The organism is Streptomyces sp. NBC_00464 (genome assembly GCF_036013915.1).
In the GTDB taxonomy this organism is placed as follows: Bacteria; Actinomycetota; Actinomycetes; order Streptomycetales; family Streptomycetaceae; genus Streptomyces.
This window is the reverse complement of the sequence record NZ_CP107899.1, coordinates 6,755,026-6,773,871: the sequence shown is the minus strand read 5'-3', so window position 1 is coordinate 6,773,871 and position 18,846 is coordinate 6,755,026. Positions and strand designations below refer to the sequence as shown.

General features: G+C 70.6%; 14 protein-coding genes. 7 read left to right on the top strand and 7 right to left on the bottom strand.

The features are described from left to right. Nucleotides 1-20: 20 nt before the first annotated feature. Nucleotides 21-1,199 (bottom strand): ROK family transcriptional regulator, encoded by a 1,179-nt coding sequence (locus OG912_RS30450; protein WP_327712102.1) that lies wholly within the window; start codon nt 1,197-1,199, stop codon nt 21-23. Between the two features lie 122 nt (nt 1,200-1,321). Between OG912_RS30450 and OG912_RS30445 the strand changes: the two genes are divergently transcribed. Beyond that, nucleotides 1,322-2,557: an MFS transporter gene (locus OG912_RS30445; protein WP_327712101.1), complete on the top strand. Its 1,236-nt coding sequence runs from the start codon at nt 1,322-1,324 to the stop codon at nt 2,555-2,557. A gap of 140 nt (nt 2,558-2,697) precedes the next feature. Beyond that, nucleotides 2,698-4,092 carry a uracil-xanthine permease family protein gene (locus OG912_RS30440; RefSeq protein ID WP_327712100.1) on the top strand — a complete coding sequence of 465 codons (1,395 nt, stop codon included), beginning with the start codon at nt 2,698-2,700 and terminating at the stop codon, nt 4,090-4,092. Between the two features lie 112 nt (nt 4,093-4,204). Here the strand turns inward: OG912_RS30440 and OG912_RS30435 are convergent, their stop codons facing one another. The 6 genes from OG912_RS30435 to OG912_RS30410 all read right to left on the bottom strand — a co-directional run bounded on the left by OG912_RS30435 (nt 4,205) and on the right by OG912_RS30410 (nt 11,742). Further along, nucleotides 4,205-5,131 carry a GNAT family N-acetyltransferase gene (locus OG912_RS30435; protein WP_327712099.1) on the bottom strand — a complete coding sequence of 309 codons (927 nt, stop codon included), beginning with the start codon at nt 5,129-5,131 and terminating at the stop codon, nt 4,205-4,207. Then, nucleotides 5,128-7,278, bottom strand: a complete 2,151-nt coding sequence (locus OG912_RS30430) for a peptidase C14 (RefSeq protein WP_327712097.1) — start codon at nt 7,276-7,278, stop codon at nt 5,128-5,130. Before OG912_RS30430 ends, OG912_RS30435 begins: the two co-directional genes overlap by 4 nt. Before the next feature lie 74 nt (nt 7,279-7,352). Continuing rightward, nucleotides 7,353-8,192: an SDR family NAD(P)-dependent oxidoreductase gene (locus tag OG912_RS30425; RefSeq protein ID WP_327712096.1), complete on the bottom strand. Its 840-nt coding sequence runs from the start codon at nt 8,190-8,192 to the stop codon at nt 7,353-7,355. 150 nt (nt 8,193-8,342) lie between these two features. Next, on the bottom strand, nt 8,343-9,188 hold the full coding sequence (locus OG912_RS30420; protein WP_326735067.1) for an amidohydrolase family protein: 846 nt from the start codon (nt 9,186-9,188) through the stop codon (nt 8,343-8,345). Next, on the bottom strand, nt 9,185-10,372 hold the full coding sequence (locus tag OG912_RS30415) for a mandelate racemase/muconate lactonizing enzyme family protein (RefSeq protein WP_327712095.1): 1,188 nt from the start codon (nt 10,370-10,372) through the stop codon (nt 9,185-9,187). The genes OG912_RS30420 and OG912_RS30415 overlap by 4 nt, the downstream gene beginning before the upstream one ends. Next, nucleotides 10,372-11,742, bottom strand: coding sequence for an aspartate aminotransferase family protein (locus tag OG912_RS30410; protein WP_327712094.1), 1,371 nt, complete (start codon nt 11,740-11,742; stop codon nt 10,372-10,374). Before OG912_RS30410 ends, OG912_RS30415 begins: the two co-directional genes overlap by 1 nt. Nucleotides 11,743-12,031: 289 nt before the next feature. On the opposite strand from OG912_RS30410, the gene OG912_RS30405 reads away from it, so the two are divergent. The 5 genes from OG912_RS30405 (at nt 12,032) to OG912_RS30385 (ending at nt 18,846) form a co-directional block, all read left to right on the top strand. After that, nucleotides 12,032-12,889, top strand: a complete 858-nt coding sequence (locus tag OG912_RS30405; protein ID WP_327712093.1) for an IclR family transcriptional regulator — start codon at nt 12,032-12,034, stop codon at nt 12,887-12,889. A 209-nt stretch (nt 12,890-13,098) separates the two neighbouring features. Continuing rightward, on the top strand, nt 13,099-15,249 hold the full coding sequence (locus OG912_RS30400; protein ID WP_327712092.1) for a peptidase C14: 2,151 nt from the start codon (nt 13,099-13,101) through the stop codon (nt 15,247-15,249). Between the two features lie 41 nt (nt 15,250-15,290). Then, a complete protein-coding gene (locus OG912_RS30395) occupies nt 15,291-16,547 on the top strand; it encodes a Gfo/Idh/MocA family protein (protein ID WP_327712091.1) in 1,257 nt (418 codons plus the stop codon). A gap of 41 nt (nt 16,548-16,588) precedes the next feature. Further along, complete coding sequence (locus tag OG912_RS30390) at nt 16,589-17,845, top strand: ABC transporter substrate-binding protein (RefSeq protein ID WP_327712089.1); 1,257 nt, start codon at nt 16,589-16,591, stop codon at nt 17,843-17,845. 95 nt (nt 17,846-17,940) lie between these two features. Beyond that, nucleotides 17,941-18,846: a carbohydrate ABC transporter permease gene (locus OG912_RS30385; protein WP_326668918.1), complete on the top strand. Its 906-nt coding sequence runs from the start codon at nt 17,941-17,943 to the stop codon at nt 18,844-18,846.

Genomic DNA, 18,846 nt, shown 5'->3' with positions numbered 1-18,846 from the left:
ATTGAGGACGGAACCCCGCCTCACGCCACCGGGGTGAACAACGCATCCTGGGCCGCCTCGCGCGCCGTCAGCAGCGCGCCGCGCAGGACCGCGGTGCCGCCCAGCAGGCCGGCCCTGACCTCGGTGCGCAGCGGGGACATCATGGCCAGTCGCTCCTCGACACGCGAGGCCAGCGCCTCGCCGCCCGCGCGGCCCACCTCTCCGGACAGCAGGACACAGCCCGGGTCGAGGACCGAGGCGACGGCCGCGGCGCCGAGGGCGAGGCGGTCGGCGAGGATGCCGAGGAAGGCCTCGCTGTCCCCCTCCCCCGCCAGCGCCGCACGCACGGCGGCCGCCGCGCCGGGCTCCTGCCCCGCCGCGGGTGCGGTGATGCCATGGGCGGCGGCCAGTTCGCAGAGCGCCGCCGAACCCACCAGGGAGTGGAAGCCGCCGTCGCAGTTGACGGCGGACGGGGTGCCGATCGTGCCGGGTACCGGAAGGAAGCCGATCTCGCCCGCGCCGCCCGAGGCGCCTCGCCGCAGCTTCCCGTCCAGCATGACCGCCGCCCCGACGCCATGGCCGAGCCAGAGCAGGACGAAGGTGTCGTGGTCACGGGCGGCTCCGACGCGGTGCTCGGCGACGGCGGCGAGATTGGTCTCGTTCTCCACGAGCACCGTCGCGGGCAGCCGCTGCTGGAGCACCCGGACCAGGCTGCGGTGCCAGGCGGGCAGACCCGTGGTGTCCCGCAGCTCCCCGGTGACCGGGTCGATCAGGCCGGGTGCGCCGATACCCACGCTGTGCAGCGGAGCCGTACCGGCCCGGCGTGCGGTGCGTTCCAGGAGTGCGACGGCCTGTTCCACCGCCTCGTCGACGGCGGTGCCGCCGCCGATCGGCAGGGTCGCCTCGGCGAGGGTCACGCCCAGCAGGTCGGCGACGACCACGGCGACGCTGTCGGTGCGTACGTCGAGGCCGGCCAGATGGGCGCGGTCGGCGACGATGCCGTAGAGCCGGGCGTTGGGCCCGCGGCGCTCGGCCCCGGCCTCGCCGACCACCTGGACCAGGCCCGCTCCCTGCAACCGTTCGACCAGGTCGGCGACGGTGGGCCGGGAGAGTCCGGTCAGGGTCTTCAACTGTGTGGCCGTCAGCGGGCCGTCCTGCTGGAGGAGGCGCAGGGCGAGCCGGTCGTTGATGGCCCGGGCGGTGCTCGGTGATGCGGGCATGCCGGGATCCTTCCAGATCTCCGCCACAGTGCCGGACCGGGCGGTCTATTTATCAGGCAGGGTTCCTGATAGTTTACTGCCCGCATCGTGGAGTGCAGATTTTCCAGGGGAGGACACGCGGGATGACAACGGATTCCACGGCTACGGGTTTCGGCACACAGGAAGTGCGGCGGGCCAGGTATGCCATCGCCGCGGTCTTCACCGTGCACGGCGCGGTGACCGGCAGTTTCGCCACCCGGGTGCCCTGGATTCAGGACCACGCCGGGGTCAGCGCCGGGCAGCTCGGTATCGCCCTGGCCTTCCCGGCGATCGGCGCCTCGCTCGCGATGCCGCTCGCCGGCACGGTCAGCCACCGCTTCGGCGCCAGGACCGCGTTGCGCGGGCTGCTGGCCCTGTGGACGCTGGCCCTGATCCTGCCCGCCCTGGCCCCCAATCTGGTCACGCTGTGCGCGGCGCTCTTCGTGTACGGGGCGTCGGCCGGTATGTCGGACGTGGCGATGAACGCGCTCGGTGTCGAGGTGGAGAACCGCCTCGACAAGTCGATCATGTCCGGGCTGCACGGGATGTGGAGCGTCGGCGCCCTGATCGGTTCGGCGGCAGGCACCGTGGCCGCCCATATGGAGGCCGACGCGCGGCTGCACCACATGATCGTCGCGCTCGTCCTGACCGCCCTGGGCCTGATCGCCTGCCAGCGGGTGCTGGACCTGCACAGCGAACCGGACCAGGAGCCGCCGCCGCGCTTCGCCCTGCCGCCCAAGTCGGCCCTGATCATCGGCGCGGTCGGCTTCTGCGCGGTCTTCGCCGAGGGAGCCAGCCTGGACTGGTCGGCGGTCTACCTCCGTGACGTACTGGACAGTTCGGCCGGTCTGGCGGCCGCGTCGACGACCGCGTTCGCCCTGACCATGGCCATCGCCCGGATCGCCGGCGACCGGATCGTCGACCGTTTCGGGGCGGTGCGGACCGTGCGGACCGGCGGCGTCCTCGCCACGGTCGGCGGGGTCATGGTGGTCACCGCGCCGAACGCGGCGATGGCGATGTCCGGGTTCGGACTGCTGGGGCTCGGCATCGCCGTGGTCGTCCCACTCGCCTTCGCGGCGGCCGGGCGCAGCGGCCCGAACCCGAGCCAGGCGATCGCCGGCGTCGCCACGATCACGTACACCTCGGGCCTCATCGCCCCGTCGGCCATCGGCTCCCTGGCCGAGGCCACCTCACTGGTCGTCTCGTTCGGTGTGGTGTCGGTGCTGGCGTTCGGGCTGGTGCTCGGCGCCGGGGTGCTGCGGGCGGGCGACCGCAAGGCCGTGACGGCGGCTTCGGACGCCGGCACGGCGAGCCGGGCGGTGGCCGAGCCGCGTCCCTGACGCGCGGCGGGCCGAACGCCAGGCCCGGAGCCCGGCCGAGAAAGGCTCCCGCTCCGGCACTAACATGGCGCTGATCATTTCTGCGGTGATGCCGTGCCGGGTGAGGCGCTGGACTCCGTACCTACACACAGGGAGCAACCATGGGCGGCCTCGGCGTGCGCTGGACCTTGCACGGCGACGGGAAGACGCCCGCACCGGGCGCGGTGGTCCGCCCGGACGAGCGGCTGACCTGGCCCCGGACCTTCGGGCTCGGCGCCCAGCACGTGGTCGCCATGTTCGGGGCGTCGTTCGTGGCCCCGGTGCTCATGGGCCTGGACCCGAACCTGGCGATCATGATGTCGGGTGTCGCCACGGCCATCTTCCTGCTGGCCACGCGCGGCCAGGTGCCCAGCTATCTGGGCTGTTCCCTCTCCTTCGTCGGCGTCGCCGCCACGATCAGGGCCAGTGGTGGCAGCAGTGCGGTCGTCACGGGCGCGGTGTTCGTCGTCGGCGCGGTGCTCTCCCTCGCCGGTCTCGCGGTGCAGCGCTTCGGTGCGCGGATCATCCATGCGGCCATGCCGCCGGTGGTGACGGGCGCGGTGGTCATGCTGATCGGATTCAACCTGGCGCCGGTGACCGCTTCGACGTACTGGCCCCAGGACCAGTGGACCGCCCTGCTGGTGATGCTGTTCACCGGACTGGCCGTGGTCTGTCTGCGCGGGTTCTTCTCGCGCATCGCGATCTTCCTCGGTCTCGTCTTCGGTTATGTGCTGTCCTGGGTGCTGGACCGGGTCTTCGGGAAGATCCATTCCCCGGTGGGCGGGGCCGAGGCCGTGGACCACTGGCGGCTGGACCTGTCGGGTGTGGGGAAGGCCGACTGGGTCGGGCTTCCGTCCTTCCACGCCCCGAGTTTCGAGTGGTCGGCGATCCTGGTCGCACTGCCCGTCGTCATCGCGCTGATCGCCGAGAACGCCGGTCATGTGAAGGCCGTCGGCGAGATGACCGGCCGCTCCCTGGACGGCAAGCTGGGCATGGCGATCGCCGCCGACGGCGCCGCCTCGATGCTCTCGACCGCGGCGGGCGGTCCGCCGAACACGACGTACTCCGAGAACATCGGCGTGATGGCCGCGACCCGGGTGTACTCAACCGCCGCCTACTGGGCCGCCGCCTGCTTCGCCCTGCTGTTCGGTCTGTGCCCCAAGTTCGGTGCCGTCGTCGCCGCCATCCCCGGTGGGGTGCTGGGTGGTATCACCGTGATCCTCTACGGCATGATCGGGCTGCTCGGCGCCCAGATCTGGCTGAACGCCAAGGTCGATCTGCGCAATCCGCTGAACCTGGTGCCGGCCGCCGCGGGCATCATCATCGGCGTCGGCGGGGTCAGCCTGAAGATCACCGACAATTTCGAGCTGAGCGGGATCGCGCTGGGCACCATCGTCGTGATCACCGGCTATCACGTGCTGCGGGCCCTTGCCCCTGCGCATCTGAAGACGGAGGAGCCACTTCTGGACTCCGGCACGTCCTCGTACGACGAGAAGCCGCCGGCCGCCGGGGCCTGACCCGGTCGGCCCGTCGCGAGCCGGCAGGCGTCATCGGGGCAGCGCGCGACGCGGTGGCCGGCGACCCGGTCCGGGACCTACGGGCGCCGGCCCCGCTCCACCGCGCCCCCGTTCAGAAGCAGTCGCCGTACCAGTGCACCGCGCCCGGCGCCGTGACCGTGGCCCGCACGGACTCCGCCGTAGCGTGCAACGGCCGTGCCATTCCCACGTGTTCCGTCACCTGCCGGGCATCCGCCAGCAGGGCGGGCAGCGCGGCCGCCACCCCAGGGGCGTCGGGCAGCCGGACCCGGGTCAGCCCCGCCGCCCGGCCGCGCGAGCCGGCCGCGGCAAGCAGGGTCTCCAGACTTCCGGCCGCGCCCGCGAACTCGCGCACCTCCACCCGGTCCCCCGCGTGCTGCGCCACGATCCACCCGGTGAGCGCCCCCGAGGCGGGGTCCACCGCCACGAGCGACCGCTCGGCCGCGCCGTACCAGGCGGGCACGCGCACTGCCCAGTCCTCGGGCGCCCGCAGTGAGCTGAGCGGTCGGTTCGCGTTGTACGCGTGGTGCAGCGCGGCCACTTCCACGGCGTCCTGAGCGGTGGCCTCGCGGACCGGGAAGGCGTCGCGGCCGGACGAGGGTGCGAGCGTTCCCTCGGTGTACGTGACTGCGAACTCCTGCCATCCCGAGCTCCGGTAGACGCCGGGAGTGCCGGTGAACAACAGTGACCAGGCGCACTGTTCGGCCGTCATGGTGTGTTCCGCCGCCACCAGCAGGCGCCGTATCAGCCCCTGGCCCCGGGCCTCGGGACGGGTGGCGACGCTGCCGATGCCGCCGACGCGCTGCGGGGTGCCCGCCGCGTCGCGGATCAGCCTCGGCACGTAGACGACAACCGCGTCGATCCCGTCTCCTTCGGCGTTCTCGGCGACGAAGGTGTGGCGGTGGCGTTCCGGGTCGAGGGTGTGCAGGGCGGCGATGTGCGGGGCATCGAAGCACCGACGCCACAAGGCGGCCAGGGCGGGATCGTCGGCGGGGGTCGCCGTGCGGATGACGGCGCTCACAGGATGAGGTTCCCGTCCGTGCGCACCGTGTCACCGGCCGGGGGCATCGCGCTGCGTCGCGTGCCGTCCTCGACGCACGCGGTGTGCAGGACCGATGCGAGGGCCTCGGGGGCCAGATGGAGCGTGCCGCCGGTGAAACGGCTGCCGGTGGCCGCGTAGTGGTTCGTGCCGTCGGCGATCCGGACGTGCGCGGTGTCGGCCCCGGCTGCCGCGCTGCCGAGGCCGGTGATGTCCCAGGTCGCCTTCCCCGGACCGGCCGCGCGGCCGAGCAGCGCCTTGGCCTTGTTGCTGCCGGTGAACCTGGCCCCGCCGGTCACGGTGAGGCGCTGGTCGCGCACGCCGCTGAGCTCGATGCCGGTGTTGTCATACGTACCACCGTCGATCCGCAGGTCCGCGGAACCGACCGAGAGCGGGGCCGCGTTCTCGGCGCCGGTGAGGGTGCAGTCGGTGAAGTGGACGGGGCCCGCACCGCGCAGGATCGCGCCGTCGACGCCCGTGAACGTGCAGCGCACGAAGTGGACCGGCGCGGTGACCGGTGTCTGGACGAGGACGGCGCCGGCGGGCGGTTCGAAGGAGCAGTCGCTGATGGTGGTCGGCCGGGTGGAGCGGGCGGAGCGCTGCGCGACGGCGAAGGTCTTCGCCGTGCAGCCGCGCACCTGGGCCCCGTCGGCGTTCACGGTGAGGGTGCCGGCCTGGTCGAAGGTGGGGCGCGCGATCACCGTGATGTCCTCCAGGGTCAGATCGGTGATCTTCGTGTTGGCGGTGAACCAGGAGCACACGTGTCTGCGTACGGTGATCCGCTTGGCGGAGATGCCCCACTGCGCACCGGAGTTGGCGATGTCCATCAGCCCGGAGTTGCCGTCGAAGAGCAGGTCGTGCTCGTACTGGCCGTGGGTGGTGAAGGGGTTGCCGCCCGCGTCGTCGCCGTCGCCGTGGCAGTTCACGACGGTGCAGTAGGCGGAGGCGGTCAGGTCGTTGAGGTGGCGCACATTGCTCGTCGTGCAGTCGGCGACCCGCCCGTACAGGCAGTAGATCTGCTGGGTGAGGTAGCCCGCCCCGCCGTACTCGACCGTGGGCGGGTTCTTCAGGGAGCAGTCCTCGGTACGGAACCGGGTGCACCAGCGGCGCATGATGACCGGCCAGAAGGTGCCGGTGGCGTGGATGCCGGAGACGTCGCAGCCGACGGCGTACTCGAAGCTGACGGGGTGGGAGCCGGTGTACTCGTCGTCTCCCGCGCCCTCGAAGACCATGTTGCGGATGTGGGTGTTGCGCACTGGTTCGATACGGGTCCAGGTGAGGGTGCGTCCCTCGGCGAGTTCCCAGCCGTTGAGGTAGCCGATCCGGATGCGGCCCGCGTCGACGATCTCGGTGATCTCGACCAGCTTCTGGAGCTCGCGCTCGTCACCGCCGCCGCCCCCGACCGGGTCGACCTGCACGGCCCACCACTGGCCGACCTCGAACGCCTGGGCGTCGGGGACCGGGAAGGTGTCGGTGAGCTCGATGACCTTGGCGGAGAGCGTGTGCCTGACGGTGGTGGTGGTGACGGTGCCGCGGAAGGAGAGGACGGCGCCGAAGGGGTTGTCGTGGGTGTTCTTCTCGATGTTCTCGGTGCGGATGTGGTGGCCGCCGAAGTCGAGTTCGATGTTCGAGCGGTCGAAGAGGTGGCGTCGGGTGAGGAGGAGGTCGGTGTGGGCTTCGATGCGGTGGACGCCGGGGTCGTTGATCATGGTGTCGAGTGCGGCGTCGGCGGGGGTGGTGGCGTCGAAGTGGCCGAAGGTGCGGAAGTCGAGGGTTCCGGTGTGGAGTTGGTGCCAGCGTCCGGTCTTCGCCGTGCCGTTGGGGGCGATGACGGTGCCGCCGTTGTGCGGGGTGGTGGACTTTTTGTTCCAGCGCAGGGCCATGGTGCCGCCGTCGCCGGGGGTGTGGTAGCCGGCGACGATGACCTGGGTGCCGTCGCTGAGGGGCTTGGTGTTCAGGGCGCGGAGCGCGGTGACGGTGTCCAGGTGCAGTACGTCACCGGTGTGCGCGGGTGCGGCCTGCGCGGAACCGGCGGCCACAGCCGTACCGGCCATGACCAGACCGGCCAGACCCGAAGCCCGAAGCACATGGCGACGGGACGAAGAAGAGGACGAGGCATTGACGGGCATGACGGAGGTGCTCCTCGCGTGGTCGATGCGTGCTCGATGAGGATCAGTGGGTCCGGACCGACGGCCGGTCGCGGTCAGATCGTGTTGCGGTACGGCGGCATGAAACGCATCCGTGGCATCTGGTCGGCCAGCACTCCCCCGTCGACGACGAGACGCGCCCCCGTGAGGTACGCCCCGGCGTCCGAGGCGAGGAGCAGCAGTGCGCCGACACATTCGTCGGGCTGTGCGTACCTGCCGAGCGGGATGCGCTCCCGGTAGGCGGATTCGAAGGCCTCCCGGTCGAAGGGGAACTCGCCGTCGATGGGGGTCTCGACCATGCCGGGGGCCAGGGTGTTGGCGGTGATGCCGTGCGGGGCGAGTTCGACCGCCAGGGTCTCCGTGAGGAGTTGGGCGGCGGCCTTGGAGGCGTTGTAGTGGGCCAGGCCGGCCTCCGCCACCAGGGCGTTCTTCGAGGTGATGGTGATGATGCGGCCGGCGATGGAGTCGGCCGTCATGTGTTCGGCGATGCGCTGGCTGAGGAAGAACACGGCGTCGACGTTGACCCGCATGATGTGCGACCAACTGGCCGGGGTGATCTCGTTGAAGCGTTCCAGGGCCGCCGTGCCCGCGTTGTTGACCAGGATGTGCAGGGGTCCTGCCTCGGCGCGCACGGTGTCGACGAAGCCTGCCAGGGCCTCGATGTCCGCGAGGTCCTGCCCGTGGACGCGGCACCGCCGGCCGAGTGCCTCGATCGCCGCGGCGGTCTCGGCGACGCCCTCGGCCCCGGGCAGGTCGACCAGGACCAGATCGGCGCCCGCCTCGGCGAGCCCGACGGCGAAGGACCGGCCGAGACCCCGGGCGGCTCCGGTGACGACCGCGGTGCGGCCGGTCAGGTCGAAGCGGTCGGTGCCGCGGGGCGGGACGGCTGCGGTCATGACGGGATTCCTTCGGACGGGGAGGGACGAGAGGTGGGCCGCCGCGCCGGGACACAACAGGGTGGGAGCGCGGCGGCCCGGCTGCGGGCCGGCACCCGGGGACAGGGGGGTGATCCGGGCGCCGGCCCGCAGGTCATGGGGAACGGCCGGTCAGCCGTTCAGGCCCAGCAGATCGAGCGAGGGCCGGTGGATGATCTCCTCGACCGCGTCCGCGTCGAGCGGCGGCAGCCCGGGAATGCCGGGGATCCGGGCGATCTCCCGGAGTCCCTTCACCGAGTCGTCGACCGTCGTGAACGGGTAGTCGCTGCCGAACAGCACCTTGTGGAAGACCCCGTAGTCCTGGACCAGCCGGAGGCTGTGCCAGAGCTGGAAGGGCCGGTAGTGCAGGGCGCTGAGGTCGGCGTACACGTGCGGGTGCTTGCGGATGACCGCGATGCACTCGCCCTCGAAGGGGTGGCCGAGGTGGGCGAGGACCATCCGCAGTTCCGGGTGGCGGATGGCGACGGCATCCAGGTGCCGGGGCATCGCCCACTCCAGCGGTGCGCTGGAGACGAACGTCGTGCCGGTGTGCACCAGGAGCGGCAGCCCGTGCCGTTCGGCGTACGTGTACAGCTCGTCGTACTCCTCGGCTGCCGGGTCGAAGCCCGCGTACATCGGCATGAGTTTGATGCCGCGCAGGCCCAGCTCCTGGTGGCCGTAGCGCAGTTCCTCCTGCCAGCCGGGCTGTGTGGGGTCGAGCGCCAGGTAACCGATCAGCCGGTCGGGGTGTTCTCCGACGTACGCGGCCACGGCGGCGTCGTCGACCCAGAGCCCGCTGCGGCGCGCCTTGCCGCCGACGACGATCGTGCGGGTGGACTCGGGTGCGGTGGCGGCGTACTCCTCCCACTTCACCGTGAGGTCGACCTCGCCCGCGTGGGCGCGGGCGGAGTCGGAGCTGAACGGGTCGGTGAAGTCGTGGCTGTGCCGGAAGAGATGGGAGTGAACGTCGGTGATCATGTGCGGTTCCGCTTCTCCCAGCCGTCCGCGAACATGTTCCAGAAGCGGTGGCTGGGCGGGTGTTCCTCGAAGACCTCGTCGACGAGTTCGACGCCGAGCCCCGGGGCGGTCGGCAGTCCGATGCGGCCGTCCTTCATCGGGAGGGTGCCCTTCAGGGCGTCGAAGACGAACGGCTCCAGGAGCCCGTCGAAGGTTTCGAGGATCTTGAAGTTGGGGATTCCGAGGGCCGCGTGCACCGAGACGGTGGTGCAGAGCGGCGAGTTGGAGTTGTGCGGGGCCACGAGCATGCCGTGGGTGTCGGCGATCGCCGCCAGTTTCCGTACCTCGGTGAAGCCGCCGGCCATGGAGAGGTCGGGCTGGATGATGTCGACGGCGTTCGTCGCGAAGAGCTGCTTGTACTCGTAGCGGTTGTGGAAGTGCTCGCCGCCGGAGATGGGGAAGGCGGCGCGCTGCCGCAGTTCCGCGTACCGCTCGATGTGGGTCCAGGGCATCGGCTCCTCGAACCAGCCGATGTCGAAGGGCTCCAGTTCCCGTACGAGACGGGCGGCGGTCGGCATGGCGAAGCGGGCGTGTCCCTCGATGAAGAGGTCGATGTCGGGGCCGATCGCCTCGCGGACCGCGGCGACGAGGTCGATGGAGCGGCGGAGTTCGGCGCGCTCCAGCTCGTGCAGTCCGGGACCGAAGGGGTCGAACTTGAGGGCGGTGTAGCCCTTGGCCACGGTCTCCTTCGCCTTGGCGGCGAAGGTCTCGGGCTCCCGTTCGCCGGTGTACCAGCCGTTGGCGTACACCCGGACGTCGTCGCGGCAGGCGCCGCCGGTCAGCCGGTAGGCGGGGACGCCGAGCGCCTTGCCCATCAGGTCGTACATCGCCTGGTCGAGACCGGACAGGGCGACGCCGCCCATGTCGCCGCCGCGCAGGAAGTCGCCCTGGTAGACGCGGAGCCACAGCTCCTCGATGTCGAAGGGGTCGGCGCCGATCAGGTGCCGTCCGGCGATGGCCTCGGTGAGGGCGCAGACCTCGCTCACCCGGTACGGGTGGGTGATCTCGCCGATGCCGGTCAGGCCCTCGTCGGTGTGGACCCGGACATAGCCGAAGTCGCGCCAGGAGGTGCCGAGCATCAGGGTCTCGACGCGGGTGATCCGTCCGGCGGGGCCGGCGGGGCGGGTGCGGTTGACAGTCAGCATCAGCGGGTCGCCCCGCCCATGGTGGAGGTGTTCTCCAGGTCGCGGGCGCCGCCGTCGGCGAGTACGGCCTTGACCGCTGCCTCGGTGCCTTCGATCAGACGGTCCACGTCGGCATCGGTGTGCGCGTAGCTGATGTGGCTGCGCTTGAGGTTGAGCGGGAGCTCGAACAGACCGTGGTCCAGGAGCTTGCGGCGGTAGCCGACGAAGAGCGAGGCGTCGTTGTTCAGCAGGTCCGCATAGGTGCGGGGGGCCTCGCCCGGCATGAAGTAGCTGACGAAGACGGAGCCGTAGCCGGTGACGACCGCGGGGACGCCGAGGCGCTCGTACAGTCCGGTCAGTTCGGTGCGGACCCGGTCGCCGAGGCGGAAGACGTGGTCGTGGACCGGTTCCTCGCGGAGTTTGCGCAGGGTGGCGAGGGCGGCGGCGACGACGGACGGGTGGCCGTTGTACGTGCCGGCGAAGAAGGCGGGGGCGCCGGGGCGGGTGGAGAAGAGGTCCATCAGGTCGGCACGGCCGCCGATCGCGCCGACGGGGGCGCCGTTGGCGATGGCCTTGCCGAGGGTGGTGAGGTCGGGGGTGACGCCGGAGATCTTCTGCCAGCCGCCAACGTCGTGGCGGAAGCCGGTGATGACCTCGTCGAAGATCAGGACGCTGCCCGCCTTCGTGGTCTCCTCGCGCAGCGTGGTGAGGAACTCCTGGTACGGGAGCAGAGCACCGACGTTGTGCGGGACGGGTTCGACGATGACGGCGGCGATGTCGGATCCGTGCTCCGCGAAGGTGCGGCGGACGGCCTCGCTGTCGTTGAACGGCAGGACGAGCGTGGCTTCGAGGACCTCGGGGAGGATGCCGGTCGAGATCGGGTCGTGGCCGCCGACCTTCGAAGGCTCGGAGATGACGTTGAGGCTGACCGCGTCGTGCCAGCCGTGGTAGCAGCCCTGGAACTTGACGACCAGGCGGCGGCCCGTGGCGGCGCGGGAGACGCGCAGCGCGTGGAACGTGGCCTCGCTGCCGGTGCTGGTGAGCAGCACCTTCTCGATGGAGGGAATCAGCTCGGTGAGCTGCTCGGCGAGGAGGACCTCGCCCTCGGTGACACCGACGCCCATGTGGCCCAGCGTCGCGCCGGCTTCGGCGGTGGCGCGGGCCACGTCGGGGTCGTTGTGGCCGAGCAGCGGCGGGCCGAACGCCGAGTGGAAGTCGGTGTACTCGCGTCCGTCGGCGGTACGGAACCGTGCGCCGTGCGTCCCGGTGACGACCAGGTCGGTCAGTCCGGGAACGCTGCGCTGACCGCTGTTCACGCCGCCGGGTACGACCTGGCGGGCGCGCTCGGCGAGTCGGGCTCCGGATTCGTTGCCTACCGGGCCTGAACTCATGGTGCTTGCTCCTTGCGTCGAGAGTCGTCGGTTTTCGCGGGCCCTGCCCGGCCCGTGAGTCCCTGGCGCCATCCGCCCGGCAGTCGCCGCAGGAAGAAGGTGATCCGTGGTGCTCGGTAATGCGTCTCGCATTTTCAGAACGCTGTTCTGTAGAGCAGAACAGTGCCTGGATATTACGTCCGCCCAGAAAGCCGGTCAACCCCCTTCTGCCCCATCAACGCCCGGATGTGGGGGAATTCTTGAATCGGAGGCACTCTCCGCCCCCTCGAAGGCACTACTCTGTTCTGCTATGACGAACAGTGCTGCCGCAGAAGAACCGAAGTACTGGGTCAAGAGCGTGGCCAGGGCTGCGGACATCCTCGAAGCACTCGCCGCCCCCTCACAGGGCAACGGCCTGAGCGTCACCGAGGTCGGCCAGGCCTGCTCCATCTCCAAGAGCGCCGCCTTCGGCATGCTCCAGACCCTGCGTGCGTACGGACTCGTCTCGGACGACGGCGAGGGCATGAACCGCCGCTACCGGCTGGGCATGAGCCTGGCCCGGCTCGGCGACCGCGCCAGGTCCCAGGTCTCCCTGCGCGGCGTCGCCCACCCCGTGCTGCGCGACCTCACCCGGGCCACCGGCATGGCGTCCAGACTCGCCGTGCCCGAGGACGGCCACGCGGTCGTGGTGGACCAGGTCGAGCTCGACCAGCGCGTCCGGCTCGATCTGCGGATGGGACAGCGCGAACTGCCGCACTGCACGGGTCTGGGCAAGGCGCTGCTCTCCGCCGTGCCGCAGAGCGAGGCCGCGTCGGTGATCGAGCGGTTCGGGCTGCCCCGGCGCACCTCGCGCACGATCACGGACCCGGCGACCTTCCTGTCCCATCTGCGCGACATCGCCCGGGTCGGGTACGCCCTGGACGACGAGGAGGACGCCGAGGGCATCATCTGCATCGGCGCACCGGTCTTCGACGACCGGTCGGTGTGTGCGGGGGCCGTGTCCATCACCGGCCTCAAGCTCGGACTGCCGGCCTGGCGCTACCAGGAACTGGGCGGCCAGGTACGGGACGCGGCCCGCCGGATCAGCGTCTCGCTGGGCTGGGTCGAGGACCCGGACGACGATGCCGCGGGGGCCGACACGGCGCATTCCGACGGATTCGGGTCTTGACCGATCGGCATCACCCGCCGTAGGTTCCCTGCCAACCGAGGTGACATTCAGCCGTCACCGACGATTTACCCCCTTCCGGTCCGCTTCCGGCGCCTGCCCACCGCGCCGTGAACATCCGACGACCGGACCCTTTTCAGCCATCCGCCTCATGGCAGTCCACCGCAGGAACGCTCCCTCACTCGTCGCACTTCTCGGAAGGCGAAGTCCGCATGAGCGTTCCGCACCACCCCTCCCCTGCCTCGTCCCGTCGCCATGTGCTTCGGGCTTCGGGTCTGGCCGGTCTGGTCATGGCCGGTACGGCCGTGGCCGCCGGTTCCGCGCAGGCCGCACCCGCGCACACCGGTGACGTACTGCACCTGGACACCGTCACCGCCCTCCGCGCCCTGAACACCAAGCCCCTCCCCGACGGCACCCAGGTCATCGTCGCCGGCTACCACACCCCCGGCGACGGCGGCACCATGGCCCTGCGCTGGAACAAGAAGTCCACCACCCCGCACAACGGCGGCACCGTCATCGCCCCCAACGGCACGGCGAAGACCGGACGCTGGCACCAACTCCACACCGGAACCCTCGACTTCCGCACCTTCGGCCACTTCGACGCCACCACCCCCGCCGACGCCGCACTCGACACCATGATCAACGACCCCGGCGTCCACCGCATCGAAGCCCACACCGACCTCCTCCTCACCCGACGCCACCTCTTCGACCGCTCCCACATCGAACTCGACTTCGGCGGCCACCACATCCGCACCGAGAACATCGAGAAGAACACCCACGACAACCCCTTCGGCGCCGTCCTCTCCTTCCGCGGCACCGTCACCACCACCACCGTCGAACACACCCTGAGCACGGCGATGCCGGACCTCTCCGACCTCTTCGAGGTCGGTGACTCCACGAAGTTCGCCGTAGGCCAGTGGTGGGCCGTGGAGATCAACGCCCTGGCGGGGAAGTACGAGAAGGAGATCCAGCGCCTGGTCCAGGTCACCGGCGTCGTGGACCCGACGCACATCCGGGTCAACTACCAGATCGGCTGGGACCTGTCGGCCGGCCGCACCCTGACCTGGACCCGGGTCGAGCCCGTCGAGCGCGCCCACGTCCGCAACATGGTCTTCGAGGGCTGGGGCGAGGACGAGATGACCGGCTCGCACCCGGTCGCCTACGAGTACGCGGTGCGCTGCGACGTCTCCGGCATCGAGGCCGTCGGCACCTTCTGGCCGGTCGTGATGCGCCGCTGGTGCACGTACTACCGCACCGAGCAGTGCTCGCTCACCAACCCGAAGTCCGTCACCTACGGCGGCGCGGGCTATCTCACGCAGCAGATCTACTGCCTGTACGGGCACGTGGAGGACTGTCACACCTCCAACGCCCGCCACCTCAACGACTTCACGGCCTCCGCCTACTGCTACGTCACCAACTGCCACGGCGACGGCGACGACGAGGGCCCGTTCGTCACGCACGGCCAGTTCGAGCACGACCTCGTCTACACCGGCAACTCCGGCCTGATGACCTTCGCCAACTCGGGCGCGGCGTGGGGTGGCAGGGCCAAGCGGATCACCGTACGGCGGCACGCCTGCTCCTGGTTCGTCGCCCGCGTCAAGATCACCGATCTGACGCTCGAGGACGTCCTGGTCATCGGCAAGAAGTCGCTGGCCGGCTCCGGAATGCTCTGGGTCAACGCGGACGGTATCCAGATGCGGGGCTGCACGGCGACGGGTCCCCTCATCGTCTCGCGGGCCTCGGACCTCTCCGGCCGCCCCAACGTCATCGCCGACTCCTCCTTCGCCTTCGCGGCGGGCGCCGAGGTCACCCAGGCAGGCGTCACCGTCCCGCTGACCCTCCAGCGCACCACGCTGAAGGGCGTCGACGGCGCGGTGTTCAACGGCACCGGGCCGCTCGTCCTCGACCAGTGCACGCTGACCGGATCGAAGGACACCGCCCCCGTCGCGCTCGCCCACGCCGACATCACCGTGCTCGGCGGCGAACTCAGCGACACCGGGCTCAAGCTGACCTCGGCGAAGGACCAACGGCTGCGCGTCGACGGAACACGCCTCTCCGGCACCAACAAGGACGGCGCCCTGCTCGCCCGTACCGGATCCGGCCGGACCGTCGACTGGCAGCTCAGCGGCCTCGACTCGACCGCGCCCGAGGGCACCGCCCATGTGCTGGTCACCGAGGGCACCAACCGCTACCGGGCCACCGGCTCCACCTTCACCGGCGGCCGGCTCGAACTGCGGCCCGCGGCATTCGGCGCAGACAGCCATCTGCTGCACACCGGCTGCGTCGAGGACGGCACCGAGCGCACCGCGCTGCCGGACGAGGGCGACCGCGTCGCCCACACCACGGCCACGCTCCGCTTCTGACCCCCCTCCCGTCGAGCATCACCGAGCACCAGGGATTCCCCGTGTCCACGCATACCCCGATCACCGGCCGGCCCGTCCGGGTCGCCCTCGTCGGCGCCGGCAACCGCGGTCTGACGTACGCCGAGTGGATCAAGGCGCACCCCGAGCGCGCCGAACTCGTCGCCGTCGCCGATCCGCGCCCCGCGGCGCGGGCGGCCGCCGGTGCTCCCGTCGAGTTCGACGACTGGCGGCCGCTCGTCGACGACCGCATCGCGGACGCCGTGATCGTCGCCACCCAGGACCGCTTCCATGTGGAACCGGTGCTGGCCCTGGCCGAGGCCGGCTACGCGATCCTCGCCGAGAAGCCGCTCGCCCCGACCGAGGAGGAGACCCGCCGGATCGTCGAAGGGGTGGAGCGGGCCGGGGTGCTGTTCGCGGTGTGCCACGTCATGCGGTACACCCCGTACACCGACCTGGTGAAGGAGGTCGTGGACTCCGGTGTGCTCGGGCAGCTGGTCTCGATCGACCACCTGGAGCCGGTCGGCTGGTGGCACTACGCCCACAGTTACGTACGCGGTCCGTGGCGCAGCGAGAAGGACTCCTCCCCGATGCTGCTCGCCAAGTCCTGCCACGACCTGGACTGGATCACGTACGTCATGGGCGGCCGGATCGAGCAGGTCACCGGCTTCGGCGGGCTGAAGCACTTCCGGCCGGAGAACGCCCCGGCCGGTTCGGCCGACCGTTGCCTCGACTGTGCGGTCGAGCACGACTGCCCGTACAGCGCGCTGAAGCTGTACATGCCGACGCTGCGCGAGAAGGGCGCGGTCTGGCCGGTCACCCATGTCACCGAGGCGACCGACGAGGCCGGTCTCGTCTCTGCGCTGCGCGAAGGCCCGTACGGGGTCTGCGCGTACCGCAGCGACAACGACGTGGTCGACCACCAGGTGCTCGCCATGCAGTTGTCGGGCGGGGTGACCGCGACCTTCCAGATGGTGGCGTTCACCGAGCAGACGCACCGGCAGACGCGGATCTTCGGTTCGCACGGCTGGCTCATCGGTGACGGTGAGCGTGTCACCGTGCAGGACTTCCGGACCGGCGAGTCCACCGTCCACGAACTCGGCACGTCCGGTTCGAACGCGGCCGACGGGCACGGCGGCGGGGACGCCGCGCTCGTCGAGGCGTTCGTCACCGCCGTCGCCACGGGGGATGCCGGGGCCGTCCGCTCCGGCCCCGCCACCTCGCTCGGCAGCCATCTCGCGGCGTTCGCCGCCGAGCGCGCCCGGCACACCGGAACCGTCCAGACGGTCCCGGCGCAGTGACTCCCTCTCTTCCCGCCCTCACGTCTTCGGAGGACCCCCTCATGTCCCGTCTCCTCACCCGTCGTTCCAGAGTCCGTGCCCTCGCCGCGCCCGTCGTGGCCACCGCGCTCGCCGCCGGTGTGCTGGCCGGCTGTTCCAGCGGCGGCGACGACGGCAACACCGTCACCATGTGGACCTACCCGGTCATCTTCGACGAGGCCAAGAACAAGGCGTACTGGGACGGCCTGGTCAAGGCGTTCGAGAAGGAGCACTCGGGCGTCACGGTGAAGGTGGAGACCTTCCCGTGGGCCAACCGCGACACCGCTCTGGCCACGGCCATCGCCTCCGGCAAGGGCCCGGACGCGGTCTACCTGATCCCGGACCAGCTGCCGAAGTACGCCAAGAACATCGTCCCGGCCGACGACTACATGCCGGCCGACGCCAAGTCCGACTACACGGACTTCGCCCTGAAGTCCGTCACGGTCGACGGCAAGGCGCTCGCCACCCCGGTCCTGACCAGCGCCAACCCGCTGATCTGCGACAAGCGCGTGTTCGCCGCCATCGGGGAGAAGAACTACCCGTCGAGCTGGGCGGACCTGGAGGCGCTGGCCCCGAAGCTGAAGGAGAAGGGCTACTACGCCACCAGTTACAGCGGCGACACCCAGCAGACGCTGAACATGACCTTCTACCCGCTGCTGTGGCAGGCCGGCGGCGACGTCTTCTCCGAGGACGGCAAGAACGTCACCTTCAACGACGCGGCCGGCGTCAAGGCGCTGACATACCTGAAGAAGCTGGTCGACGGCGGCTACACCGACAAGGACCTCGTCACGACCACGCCCAAGCTGGAGCAGACCCCGACCGCCAAGGGCAAGGTCGCCTGCACCTGGCAGAACACCCCGGCGGACGTCGAGCCGTTCTGGGGCAAGGAGAACATCGTCGTCCAGCCGCCGCTGAAGGAGACCGCATCGGTCGGCTACGGCACCGTGGGCGCGCTGTCGATGCTGAAGGGCGCCGACAAGAAGAACACCGGCGACTGGCTGAACTTCGTGGCCGAGTCGAAGAACACGGCCGGTCTGCAGAAGGCCGCCGGCTTCTTCCCGGCCCGCAAGTCCGGCGGCGACCTCTACCCGGACGACGCGCTCCAGACCGCCGTCGGCGCCACGCTGCCGAGCATGGACGTGGGCCCGCTCCAGGGCAAGGCGCGTGAGGTCCAGGGCATGCTCGCGCCGGAGATCCAGGCCGCGCTGCTCGGCAAGAAGAGCCCGCAGGAGGCGCTGGACGCCGCTCAGAAGGCCGCGCAGGCGATGCTCGGCCGCTGATCCACCGTCGCGGGGCCGGTCTCCGGCCCCGCGACCCCACGGGGGGTGACACCCCCGGACCCCCCGCAATTCCCCCGTACCGCAAGGAGATCCCCGTGGCAGTCGTCGCGGAACCCACCCGCCGGGGCCGTCGCAGCGGGCCGCAGGCGCGCCGCGAGGCCCGGATCGGCCTGCTCTTCGTCCTCCCGTGTTTCCTGCTGTTCCTCGCCTTCCGGTTCGGTCCGGGCGTCGCCGGTGTGCTGATGAGTTTCACCGACTACTCCCTCACCGGCGGCGGCAGCTTCATCGGGCTCGACAACTTCACCCGCCTGTGGGACGACCCGCTGTTCTGGCAGGCGCTGAAGGTCACCGTCCTCTACACCGTGCTCGCCGTGCCGGGCACGCTCATCGCCTCGGTGTCCCTGGCACTGATCACCCGGCGTGCGTTCCGCGGCGCCAAGTTCTTCCGTTCGGTGTTCTTCCTGCCGGTCGTCACCTCGCTGGTGCTGGCCGCGACCGTCTTCGTGTGGATCTTCTCGACCGGCGGCCCGTGGTCCACCCTGATGGGCTGGTTCGGGATGTCCGAGGGCTCCTGGCTCTCCGACGACGTGCTGGTGCTGCCCGCGCTCGCGATCGTCGGCGTCTGGTCCCGCTTCGGGTACGGGATGCTCATCCTGCTCGCCCGGATGCAGGACATCCCGCGCGAGCTGGAGGAGGCCGCCCTCACCGACGGGGCCGGCCCCTGGCAGCGGTTCCGGTACATCGTGCTCCCGCAGCTCAAGCCCGCTCTGTTCTTCCTCGCGGTGATCGAGACGACGGCCTCGTTCCAGGTCTTCGACGCCGTGTACACGATGACGGGCGGCGGTCCCGCCAACGCCAGTTACACGCTCGTCTTCCAGCTCTACGACGCGGGCTTCAAGTACTTCGACCTGGGTTACGCCTCCGCCATCGGGGTCGCGCTCTTCGTGCTGACCGTGGTGGTCGCGGTGATCCAGCGGCTCGTGATCGGGAAGGACCAGTGA

What these genes read in the sequence shown, in the direction of transcription:
- OG912_RS30420 (WP_326735067.1), bottom strand. Translation starts at nt 9,188, where the DNA reads ATGATCACCGACGTTCACTCCCATCTCTTCCGGCACAGCCACGACTTC.
- OG912_RS30430 (WP_327712097.1), bottom strand. Translation starts at nt 7,278, where the DNA reads ATGCCCGTCAATGCCTCGTCCTCTTCTTCGTCCCGTCGCCATGTGCTT.
- OG912_RS30425 (WP_327712096.1), bottom strand. Translation starts at nt 8,192, where the DNA reads ATGACCGCAGCCGTCCCGCCCCGCGGCACCGACCGCTTCGACCTGACC.
- OG912_RS30400 (WP_327712092.1), top strand. Translation starts at nt 13,099, where the DNA reads ATGAGCGTTCCGCACCACCCCTCCCCTGCCTCGTCCCGTCGCCATGTG.
- OG912_RS30440 (WP_327712100.1), top strand. Translation starts at nt 2,698, where the DNA reads ATGGGCGGCCTCGGCGTGCGCTGGACCTTGCACGGCGACGGGAAGACG.
- OG912_RS30390 (WP_327712089.1), top strand. Translation starts at nt 16,589, where the DNA reads ATGTCCCGTCTCCTCACCCGTCGTTCCAGAGTCCGTGCCCTCGCCGCG.
- OG912_RS30415 (WP_327712095.1), bottom strand. Translation starts at nt 10,372, where the DNA reads ATGCTGACTGTCAACCGCACCCGCCCCGCCGGCCCCGCCGGACGGATC.
- OG912_RS30405 (WP_327712093.1), top strand. Translation starts at nt 12,032, where the DNA reads ATGACGAACAGTGCTGCCGCAGAAGAACCGAAGTACTGGGTCAAGAGC.
- OG912_RS30445 (WP_327712101.1), top strand. Translation starts at nt 1,322, where the DNA reads ATGACAACGGATTCCACGGCTACGGGTTTCGGCACACAGGAAGTGCGG.
- OG912_RS30410 (WP_327712094.1), bottom strand. Translation starts at nt 11,742, where the DNA reads ATGAGTTCAGGCCCGGTAGGCAACGAATCCGGAGCCCGACTCGCCGAG.
- OG912_RS30450 (WP_327712102.1), bottom strand. Translation starts at nt 1,199, where the DNA reads ATGCCCGCATCACCGAGCACCGCCCGGGCCATCAACGACCGGCTCGCC.